Source organism: Carnobacterium sp. (assembly GCF_032094055.1).
Taxonomy (GTDB): Bacteria; Bacillota; Bacilli; order Lactobacillales; family Carnobacteriaceae; genus Carnobacterium_A.
Window position 1 is genome coordinate 5,011 of sequence record NZ_DAMDAK010000075.1, and the last position, 7,587, is coordinate 12,597.

Sequence of the window (7,587 nt, forward strand, 5' to 3'; positions counted from 1 at the left end):
GGATGTTACAAGCTTTCCTTGGTAAAGACCCGTTGGAAGGCGAGTAAGATTAAGTTAATAAATGATTTTATAAAAGCAGCGGTGAAAAAACCGCTGCTTTTACTTATGGAAAAAAATACTAGCTGATAGATGATATGGAATGGAAGCGCAGTCGTATTAATTGTGTCTCCTATCGTTTATTAGTATAATAAAAATTGTACAGATAGATTGTATTTTATTATTATACTAAGGAGTGGTAAAGTTATGAGTAAATTTGTCAAAGGTAGTTACGAAACGGCATCAGCAGCTCAGCGAGCTATTGATGAATTAGTGGCTGAAGGGTACTCGAAAAAAGATATCACATTAGTTACGAATAAAGACATGAGTACTACTGTTCAGGATGAAGGCGTAGAAGTTACGACAAAAACAGATGTCGATCATGACGATGAATCAATGTGGGAAAAAATAAAAGATGCTTTTCGTATTGATCCTTATGATGAAACAACTGGGGACAATGATGATGTATTAGCTGATTACACAGATGATATCCGTAATGGAAGCATTGTTGTTTTAGTAGATGGAACGAAAAACGATACAACTGGATCAGCATCAATGGACGATACGACGATGCCAAACACACCAACGCCAGGAATGACAGAACCGATGGGAACAACTGATTTTGTTGATCCGACAGATACCGTCAGTTCAACGGGAGTAAATCCTTCAATGGACGCTGCATCAGATACGATTGGAACAGATGACACAAATCAATCAGTGCCGCCAGCAGATTGGGGAGGAGCCAATCAAGATATGACCAATGATACCGATATGGGCGTAGCACCGGATAATAGCACAGTGGACAATACGGCCAGCAAGGATCTTTCAGACAAAGAAAAAATTAAATTACAAGAAGAAAAATTAGACGTAGACACGAAAGAAGTTCAAACTGGAGAAGTTCATGTAGATAAAGTGGTAACAGAAGAAACACAAACTGTTGAAGTACCTGTCAAACATGAAGAAGTAAGAGTTGAAAGACGCCCAGTTACAGATGGAGAATGAGGCAGATTTGAAAGATGAATCCTTCACTGTTCCAGTGGTGGAAGAACAAATAGAAGTGCATAAACGTCCTGTTGTAACAGAAGAAGTAGTGATCGATAAAGACACCAAAGAAGATGTTAAACACGTTTCTGAAGAAGTTCGTAAAGAAGATATAGATATCCACACTGACGGAGATGTTCAAATCGAAGATAACGATAAAGATAAACTATAATAAGTAAAGAGAGTTTTTCTTTAAAAATTGGGCATGAAGACACAACCTGGTGATAGAAGCAGGTTGTGTCTTCTTTTTCGTCTCTGTTCCAATCTGCTTCGTTGATGGTATACTAAGAAGGCGAATGAACAAAAGGAGAGGTTTTGGATGGCGAGAGAGAAAAAATTTTCAACAGAAGATATTTATGAAGAGACACATCAGCTTTTAATGTCAGTCGGCTATGATAAATTTTCATTTGGCTTATTAGCCAACTCATTGAATGTTTCAAGAGCAGCTATTTACAAGTATTATACAAATAAAGATGAATTGATTTATGATTATATGATTTCAGAAATGGAGAAAATGGTTGACGATCTTGAAAAGCTAGATTGGGCTGCTGATTATTTTGCTCAATTTCAACAGTTGTTTGCTTTGATTTTTGAATACAGTGATATTCACCAAATCTCTTTCATGATTCCAGGCGGACGAATTGCCAATGAAGAGAAGATGAAAGAGAAAAAACAGCAATCACAAGTATTGCACAAACGCTTTTTTGAACAGATTCAAACCTTTATTCAAACAGGGCAGCAAAAAGGGCATATAAAAAATACCATACCCGAAAGCTTAATTATTGAGCTTATTTTTCACAGTGTAACGATTCCTAATCGGGCTGGTCTTTCGCAAGAAAAACGAGCAGATTATCTCCAAGAAATTATTTGTCAGGGTATTTTTAATAAATAAAGTGACACAAGTGTAACTTTACGTTATAATGAAGTTACAACTTGCAAGTTAGTTTATTTGAAAAGAGGCTGACAAAATGTTTTTAGCACTAAAAGAATTAAAATATTCAAAAGGCCGTTTTCTGATGATCAGTTTGATCATTGTTCTAATCGCTTGGCTAGTCTTCTTTCTAGCAGGATTAGGAAACGGCTTATCCGACTTAGGAGCGGCTACTTTGAAATATGCCGATGTAGATTATGCGGTGTATGAAGAAAAGTCTGAGTTTACTTTTTCAAAATCAATGATATCGGAATCCATAGCAGATGATTTACTGAAAGAAGACGGAGTCAAAGCGGTAGCTCCATTTGGCACAGCATCTGCTTCCATTCGTAACGCGGGAAGCGATAAAGAAGCAGCTTCGAAAGTTGACGTTTTAAGAAGGGTTTAAACTAGGCGACGACTTAACTATTAGCGGTTCTAATGAAAAAATGAAGATCGTTGGTTTCACTAAGAATCAAACGCTAAGTCACCAACCGGTTGTCTTTACTTCATTAGATAAATTCCGAGCTTATAAATATGCAGCTCCTGGTTCAGACAACGGAATCAAAGATGTCGTAAACAGCATTATGATTCAAGGAAAAGACAGCGACCCTGAAAAAATAGCACAAGATGTGAAACACATTGAAGTAGGCACAAAAAAAGAAGTTATCAATGCGGTTCCAGGATATGCGGCAGAAAATGGAACGATCACGATGATGTTAGGTTTCTTGATTGTTATTTCAGCTATTGTGATTGCAGTTTTCTTTTACATCTTGACGAATCAAAAAACACAGCAATTTGGCGTGATGAAAGCAATTGGCGGCAGCAACTGGTTTGTCATTAAATCCGTGATCTCACAAGTCTTTATTTTATCTGTCATCAGTATCCTTGTGGGAGTGGGCTTAACTTATGCAACAGCAGCTATCCTGCCCGATTCAATGCCATTTAACTTAGTGAATTCGCTTGTTGTTTCTTATAGTTTGATTTTACTGGCTATCAGTGTAGTGAGTTCATTCTTTTCTGTTTTAAAAATTGCAAAAATTGATCCGTTAACAGCTTTAGGGAGGGTGGAATAATGGCAGGTCTACAATTAAAAAACGTTTCAAAATTCTACCAAGAAGGTGAATTTAAAACGACTGCATTAGAAAATGTTTCTTTATCCGTAATACCTGGTGAGTTTATTGCGATCATTGGACCGTCTGGCTCGGGTAAAAGCACCTTTTTATCTATTTCAGGTGCGTTGTTACAGCCGTCTGAAGGAGAAGTTTTTGTGAATGAAGTAGCGGTTTCGACATTAAAAGAAAAAGAATTGTCAAAAGTCCGTTTACAACAAATCGGCTTTATCTTACAAACATCCAATCTTATTCCTTATTTAACGGTTTTAGACCAACTGCTGGTCGTGAAAAAAATGAGTGGATCTGTAACAGCTGAAGATAAAAAGTTTGCAGAAGATTTGTTGAATGATTTAGGATTAGCTAGCAAATTGAAGAAATTTCCAAATGAGTTATCTGGTGGGGAGCGTCAGAGAGTTGCTATTGCTCGCTCTTTTATGAATGACCCCGACCTTATTTTAGCCGATGAACCTACAGCAAATCTGGATACAAAACGTGCACATGAAGTTGTGAAACTGATTGCAGAAGAAGTTAAAGCACGCGGGAAAGCTGCTATCATGGTAACTCATGATGAACGGATGTTAACATACTGTGATCGAGTGTATCGAATCGAAGACGGAGTGCTTACACAAGAACAGTAAGAAGAAGGCGAAGCAATAGAGGATCCATTTTCCGAAAATGAATTATTCTGATAGACGACCCATAAATAGTGGGTGGTTTATTAGAATCTTTCTTTTAAGGAATTAAAAGCATCTTGAAGATTAAAAAATGTAACAGTTTGCTGCTATTATAGTATGATTCACGCTCTATTATTGCGTAAAAATTTTTTTGGGAATTCAAAGTAACTTTTCTGGTAAGATTTCTTTGAGACAGGTAAGATAGAAATGAAAAAGATTCTGATTATCTTTGTGAAAAAATTAACCGTTTTTCTTGTATTATTATTGTAATTATGCTTAGAAAGCTTATAATGGAAAATAGAGTTTAATTTTTGAACTATAAAACCTTAGCTATTTAAGTGAGGGTAAATTTTTGGAGGAGGTTTTTAAAGTGAGTTTTGATATTCTTTCACTCGCTCGTTTTCAGTTTGCTATGACAACTGTGTTTCACTTTTTCTTTGTGCCGCTGTCAATCGGACTTGGTTTAACTGTTGCTATTATGGAAACTATTTATGTCATCAAAAAAGATAAGATGTATAAAGACATGGCAAAATTTTGGGGAAATATTTTCTTGTTGAGTTTTGCAGTGGGAGTTGTTACCGGTCTGATCCAAGAATTCCAGTTTGGAATGAACTGGTCTGATTATTCCCGTTTTGTCGGAGATGTTTTCGGTTCTTTATTAGCCATGGAAGCTTTAATGGCGTTTTTCTTGGAGTCTACTTTTATCGGCCTATGGATATTCGGCTGGGACAAATTCAATAAAAAAGTCCATGCGCTATTTATGTGGTTGGTTGTTGTAGGAGCCATGCTTTCAGCGTTTTGGATCTTAGTAGCCAATAGTTTCATGCAACACCCAGTAGGCTATACAATCAATAATGGCCGTGCTGAATTGAACAATTTTGGTGTATTGCTTTCTAATCCAAAAGTTTGGTATGAATTTACCCACGTGCTATTTGGAGCTGTTCTTCTTGGTGGATTTTTCGTTGCCGGTCTTGCAGCGTTTAGACTGATTGCCAAAAAAGATATCGAATTCAACCGGAAATCTTTGAATTTAGGTTTAATGATTGGTTTAGTCGGAACTGTTTTATCTATTGGAGCTGGAGATTTACAAACAAAAGCATTAGTAGAAGATCAACCGATGAAATTCGCTGCAACAGAAGGTCTCTATGAAGATTCAGGCGATCCTGCTTCTTGGACGCTCGTTGGATTACAAGATACTGATAAAAAAGAAACAACTTGGTCCCTTGAAATTCCTTATATGTTGAGTATCTTATCTTACAACAAACCCTCAGGCAGCATTAAAGGAATGAACACCATCAATAAAGAATTAACTGCAGAGCATGGGGATATGGATTATTACCCGCCTGTTAAAACCCTGTTTTGGAGTTTTAGAGTCATGGTAGGAAGCGGTATGTTCTTAGCTTTAGTTGCTATTCTAGGTTTATGGTTCAGCTTACGCAAAAAAACATTGATGAATATGAAATGGTTACTATATGTCATTGGTTTCTCTTTATTTCTTCCATTTATTGCCAACACAACTGGTTGGTTGATCACTGAATTAGGACGTTACCCATGGACTGTCTACGGTCTATATACAATGGCTGATAGTGTTTCGCCAAATGTTTCTGTCGCTTCTTTAATGACGAGTAACATTATTTACTTCTTGCTTTTCTCTGGTCTTGGTGGAGTTATGGCGTACTTCGTGAGAAAAGAAATGAACCATGGTCCTTACCATATCCAAGAAAGTGAGAATGAAATCAATCGGAAAAGCGATGATCCATTTGAAAAGGAGGCGTTTAAATAATGGCTGATATGAGTACATTACAACTTTTTTGGTTTATCTTGATTGGTGTGTTATTTGCTGGTTTCTTTTTCTTAGAAGGATTTGATTTTGGAGTCGGAATGTCAACACGCTTTTTAGCAAAAGACCAAGCAGAACGTGAACAATTAGTTGGAACGATCGGGCCGGTCTGGGATGCCAATGAAGTATGGCTGATCACTGCCGGAGGAGCAATGTTTGCTTCTTTTCCGCACTGGTATGCTTCTTTATTCAGCGGCTACTACTTGATTTTATTAGCCGTTCTGTTCGGCTTGATCATCCGTGGAGTATCGTTTGAATTCCGCAGTAAGATGGAAGGGCAAAAAGGCCGCGAATTATGGGATTGGACCTTGTTCTTTGGTAGTTTGATTCCGCCATTTTTCTTTGGTTTAATGTTTACTAGTATGGCAGAAGGCATGCCGTTGGATCAAGCTGGTAATATGAACGCCACCTTTACCGACTACTTTACGCCGTTTTCTATTTTGGGAGGCGTTGTATTAACGTTGCTGTGTTTCTTACATGGATTAAACTATATTGGGTTAAAAACTTTGGGAGATGTACACGCACGTGCCATCAACTATGCTAAAAAATTATATTATGTTTTATTTGCCGGTTTAGTTCTCTTCGTAATCATGCTTTACACAGTTACTGATTTCTTCCAATTGCATTTAACAGCAACACTGATCCTTTTAGGAGTAATGGTGGTGTTGAGTCTATTAGCAACTTATGGAGTTCATAAAGATAAAGAACTCTTAGCGTTTATTACTAGTGGATTGACTTTGATTAGTTTAGTTGCGTTGTTATTTGTTGGATTGTTCCCGCGTGTCATGGTTAGTTCGATCTCATCAGCAAATGATATTTTGATCGTTAATGCTTCAAGTACACCGTATACGTTGAAAGTGATGACTTGGTTGTCCTTAATGGTCTTGCCGTTTGTTTTGGCGTATCAAGGATGGACTTATCATGTATTCAGACAAAGAATTAAGAAAGATGATGTGGTGAAATATTAATTATGATGGATAAACGTTTATTGGGTTTATCTGGCATGAAAAAAATAATGATCTTGCTTGCAGGGATTTCTTTCCTGCAAGCTTTTATGATTATTTTTCAGGCTCGATTTTTAGCCCTTTCAATTACCGGTTTATGGAATGGAGAAGGACTGGCAGCTCAAACAAAAGTGATCTTTTTGTTTTTCTTATCTTTTGCCGGTCGCCATTTTTTAACGTTGGTTCGAGAAAGTATCTTAGATAAATTTGCTTATCAAAAAGGAAAAGAATTAAGAAAAAAATTATTAAACCAGGTCTTTTCATTAGGGCCGAAAGTCGTTCAAAAAGCTGGAACAGGCAGTGTGGTAACTCTGGCGTTAGAAGGTATTCGTCAAGTAGAAAATTACATTACGCTGTTTCTTTCTAAAATGATGAATATGATGATTATTCCATGGATCGTTTTAGTGTATGTCTTTACGTTAGATAAAGATTCAGGAATTACAATGATCGTCGTTTTCCCGATCATTATTTTATTTATGGTGATTTTGGGCTATGCCGCTCAAAGTAAAGCGGATCGCCAGTATGCTACCTACAAAGTATTATCCAATCATTTTGTTGATGCATTGCAAGGCTTGGAAACCTTAAAATTATTAGGGCTAAGTAAAAAATATAGTCGAAATGTTCATAGCGTTAGTGAAAATTATCGCAAAGCTACCATGAGCACTTTAAAAGTTGCGATAATGTCTACCTTTGCTTTAGATTTCTTTACAACATTATCCATCGCCTTGATTGCCTTAGTTTTGGGCTTGCGTTTATTAGAAGGAATTATGTTGTTGCTTCCGGCTTTAACGGTTCTTATTTTATCACCTGAGTTTTTCTTGCCGGTTAGAGAATTTTCAAGTGATTATCATGCAACATTGGACGGTAAGAATGCAATGGCAGCTATACTTGATATTTTAGAAATTGAAGTTCCGACAGAAACGACTGTTTTGTCTGCTGAGAAAGCAAAGTGGGATGAAACAAGTGA

7 protein-coding genes and 1 pseudogene are annotated in these 7,587 nt (G+C 36.9%); all 8 read left to right on the forward strand.

The window, feature by feature from the left end; genetic code table 11:
* The first annotated feature begins 243 nt into the window (after positions 1-243).
* A pseudogene (locus RT405_RS10605) lies at positions 244-1,249 on the forward strand (YsnF/AvaK domain-containing protein).
* 147 nt (positions 1,250-1,396) lie between these two features.
* Complete coding sequence (locus RT405_RS10610) at positions 1,397-1,969, forward strand: TetR/AcrR family transcriptional regulator (protein WP_313469596.1); 573 nt, start codon at positions 1,397-1,399, stop codon at positions 1,967-1,969.
* A gap of 76 nt (positions 1,970-2,045) precedes the next feature.
* The gene (locus RT405_RS10615) at positions 2,046-2,396 is read left to right on the forward strand and encodes a hypothetical protein (RefSeq protein ID WP_313469598.1); all 351 of its coding nucleotides are present in this window, start codon (positions 2,046-2,048) and stop codon (positions 2,394-2,396) included.
* Positions 2,397-2,436: 40 nt separating this feature from the next.
* Positions 2,437-3,063 carry an FtsX-like permease family protein gene (locus tag RT405_RS10620; RefSeq protein WP_313469600.1) on the forward strand — a complete coding sequence of 209 codons (627 nt, stop codon included), beginning with the start codon at positions 2,437-2,439 and terminating at the stop codon, positions 3,061-3,063.
* A complete protein-coding gene (locus RT405_RS10625) occupies positions 3,063-3,740 on the forward strand; it encodes an ABC transporter ATP-binding protein (protein WP_035031768.1) in 678 nt (225 codons plus the stop codon). Before RT405_RS10620 ends, RT405_RS10625 begins: the two co-directional genes overlap by 1 nt.
* Positions 3,741-4,146: 406 nt before the next feature.
* The gene (locus RT405_RS10630) at positions 4,147-5,559 is read left to right on the forward strand and encodes a cytochrome ubiquinol oxidase subunit I (RefSeq protein ID WP_313469602.1); all 1,413 of its coding nucleotides are present in this window, start codon (positions 4,147-4,149) and stop codon (positions 5,557-5,559) included.
* 8 nt (positions 5,560-5,567) lie between these two features.
* Positions 5,568-6,584 carry a cytochrome d ubiquinol oxidase subunit II gene (gene cydB / locus RT405_RS10635; protein WP_313469604.1) on the forward strand — a complete coding sequence of 339 codons (1,017 nt, stop codon included), beginning with the start codon at positions 5,568-5,570 and terminating at the stop codon, positions 6,582-6,584.
* A 2-nt stretch (positions 6,585-6,586) separates the two neighbouring features.
* Positions 6,587-7,587: ABC transporter transmembrane domain-containing protein (locus tag RT405_RS10640; RefSeq protein ID WP_313469603.1), on the forward strand; the 1,001-nt coding region annotated here is incomplete at its 3' end.

Excerpts from the sequence above, each read along its gene's own strand:
- RT405_RS10610 (WP_313469596.1), top strand. The coding sequence starts at position 1,397 with ATGGCGAGAGAGAAAAAATTTTCAACAGAAGATATTTATGAAGAGACA.
- RT405_RS10615 (WP_313469598.1), top strand. The coding sequence starts at position 2,046 with ATGTTTTTAGCACTAAAAGAATTAAAATATTCAAAAGGCCGTTTTCTG.
- RT405_RS10620 (WP_313469600.1), top strand. The coding sequence starts at position 2,437 with ATGAAGATCGTTGGTTTCACTAAGAATCAAACGCTAAGTCACCAACCG.
- RT405_RS10625 (WP_035031768.1), top strand. The coding sequence starts at position 3,063 with ATGGCAGGTCTACAATTAAAAAACGTTTCAAAATTCTACCAAGAAGGT.
- cydB (WP_313469604.1), top strand. The coding sequence starts at position 5,568 with ATGAGTACATTACAACTTTTTTGGTTTATCTTGATTGGTGTGTTATTT.